Source organism: Lamprobacter sp. (genome assembly GCF_034860625.1).
GTDB lineage: Bacteria > Pseudomonadota > Gammaproteobacteria > Chromatiales > Chromatiaceae > Lamprobacter.
This window is the reverse complement of the sequence record NZ_JAYESN010000311.1, coordinates 1-2,978: the sequence shown is the minus strand read 5'-3', so window position 1 is coordinate 2,978 and position 2,978 is coordinate 1. Positions and strand designations below refer to the sequence as shown.

General features: G+C 59.9%; 2 protein-coding genes. Both read left to right on the top strand.

All coding sequences use genetic code 11. From position 1 onward, the window contains the following. Nucleotides 1-414, top strand: a 414-nt coding sequence (locus VBE63_RS26720; protein ID WP_323686037.1) for a Uma2 family endonuclease, incomplete at its 5' end; no start/stop codon positions are given. A 278-nt stretch (nt 415-692) separates the two neighbouring features. Beyond that, nucleotides 693-2,978, top strand: a 2,286-nt coding sequence (locus VBE63_RS26715; RefSeq protein WP_323686036.1) for a S8 family serine peptidase, incomplete at its 3' end; no start/stop codon positions are given.

The window sequence follows — 2,978 nt, the reverse complement described above, 5'->3', positions numbered from 1 at the left end:
AGCAAGACCAACCGCCTTGTCGAGATCCTCACCCTCGCGGTACGGGGCAAGGCGATCGTCTCGACGCAGAATCCGATCATCCTCGGCGATCTGTCCGCCCCGCAGCCTGATCTGGCCCTGCTGCGTTATCGCGAAGATTATTACGCGCAGGCCCATCCAGCAGCCGCCGATAGTCTGCTGTTGATTGAGGTTGCGGACACCAGCCTGGCGCATGACCGCAATACCAAGCTGCCCCTGTACGCCCGATTCCAGATTCCCGAGGTCTGGATTATTGACAGTCGCGGCGGCCATCTGGATGTCCACCGAACACCCGACGCGGAACGCTATACCTGCCAGTTCCGAGTCACAGATCTGTCTCGGGTCGATATAGCAGCCCTGCCCGAGCTTGTCCTCGACTGCCGCGATCTCTTCTGACTCAGGTTCTGACTCAGGAAGACGAACCGATCAGATCCTTGAGCTTGCTTTCAAGGTTGATTGTTGATTGTCGATCGCTGATCCGCCTATATCGTAGCCTAAACCTCCGTTTTGTGACCCACTTCAAGTCTCAAGCCATCTACTATCACAGCCGTCAGCCTTGTCGACTAGACTTGGTAAGTTGTCTGGACTGAAGAGTCGCCTGGACTGAAAACATACCGCCTTGCTGAAGACAGAATGCACCTATGAAAACCTCCACTGCAAACAGGCCGAAACACTTGGCCTCGGCCCTTCTCCCGCTGGTCGGAGCCTGTCTACTCATCGCAACCGGCGGCACGCAGGCAGCTTCTGAGCGGGCGCGCGAGGCACTGGCCGCTGATCCGGATCTGGCCTATGCGCCGGACACAGTGCTCCTGCGCTTCAAACCGGATGCGCTGCCAGCACAGAAGCAGCAGGCTCGCGACCTTGTTGGCGGAGAGCTGGGGCGGGTTTTTGGGATCGACCAGGCGCTTGAGGTGCTGAGGCTGAATGCCGATCGCGGGCGTGGTGTTGAGAAGGCGATCGAGACGCTGAATAACCTGCCGTTTGTCGACTATGCCGAGCCCGACTATGTGCGGCGCATCGACACCAACGACACCTATTATGGTTATCAATGGGGGCTGGAGAACACCGGGCAGAGCATCCAAGGCACCAGCGGCATCAGCAATGCCGATATCGACGCTGAGTTGGCCTGGGGCATCACGACTGGCAATCCAGCGCTGCCCGTCGCCGTGATTGATACCGGCGTCGACTATACCCATCCCGATCTCGATGCCAATGTCTGGACCAATCCAGGCGAGATCGCCGGTAATGGCATTGATGATGATGGCAATGGCTTTGTCGACGATATCTACGGCTGGGACTTCTTCGACGATGATAGCGACCCGATGGACGGCGCCGATCAAGGCCATGGCACCCATGTCGCCGGCACCATCTGCGCCGAGGGCAATAACGGGCTAGGCATCAGTGGCGTCGCCTGGGGTTGCAAGATCGTCGCACTGCGCTTCCTAGGCCCCGAGGGAGGCTACACCAGTGATGCCATTACCGCGCTGGACTACGCCGTGGCCATGGGCGTGCCGATCTCCAACAACAGCTGGGGCGGCGGCGGTTTTTCGCAGGCGCTTTACGACGCGATCAACAATGCGGGTAACGCGGGTCATCTGTTCGTCGCCGCAGCCGGCAACGAGGGAGTGGATACCGACATAACGGCCCACTACCCGTCTGCTTATGAGCTGGATAACATCATCTCGGTTGCCGCGACCGACAACCGTGATGGTCTTGCAAACTTCTCCAACTACGGCGCGACCAGCGTCGATCTGGGCGCACCAGGCGTCAATATCATCAGCACCATGCTGGGCACCTATTACTGGTCCAGTGGCACGTCGATGGCCGCGCCGCATGTCAGTGGTGTTGCCGCGCTCCTGCTCGACAGGCATCCAAACTGGGGCTATGCCGAGCTCAAGGATCGGCTGTTCGCATCGGTGCGCCCGCTTAGCTCGCTTGCTGGGAAAACGCTGACTGGCGGCATCGTCAACGCCAACGAGGCCCTGTGGGAGCCCGCCTCTCCGCCGAGTTCGCCAGCGAGTCTGTCGGCGATGACGGCTTCTCATTCTGAGATCGATTTGACCTGGTCCGACACTGCGGATAGTGAAGATGGCTTCAAGGTTGAGCGCAGCCAAGACGCCGGTACCACATGGACCGAGATCGCAAGTTTGGCGGCAAATACCGAGGCCTTCAGCGACACCGGATTGGACGCCGAAACCACCTATGACTATCGCCTCTTTGCCTTCAACAGCGCCGGGGCATCGGAGGCCTCGAATACGGCTTCGGCAACCACCGATGCCGTCCCAAGCGGTCAGGAGATCCTCAGCAATGGCGAGACCGCCGGAGCAGGGACGGTCTCCGGAACCTATCAAGACACCTGGTATGACGATGCTGTGACCCAGAGCATCACCGAGCGCTCATCGGGTGGACGGCCATCGAGCCGCTACAGCTACCTGCAACATACCTGGGAGTTCCAGGTTCCGGCCGGCAGCGCCATACTTAGCATCAACGCTTGGTCGACGGCGTCTAGCGATGGCGACAGCTTCGACCTCAGCTACTCGGTCAACGGCGGCCCATTCACGTCCATGCTGACGATAGCCGGTGGTGACAGCAGCAGCACTTACAGCTACCTGTTCCCGCCGGAGACCTCGGGGACGGTCTCGATCCGTGTGACCGATTCCGATCGCACCCCCGGGAATCTCTCCTTGGATACGATCACCATTGATCAGCTCTCGATCTGGTCAGAGACCGAACTGGGTGATCCGCCGTTGGCGCCATCCCAACTGGGTGCAACGGCCACAGTTGCCGGCCAGATCGATCTCGGCTGGACCGACAACGCCAGCGACGAACAGGGATTCGAGGTCGAGCGTGCCCTTTCGGGTAGCGGGAGCTGGAGTCGCTTGGACAGCTTGGCAGCCGATACGCAAGGCTACAGCGACACCACGGTCGCTTCCGAGACTAGCTATGATTATCGGGTGCAC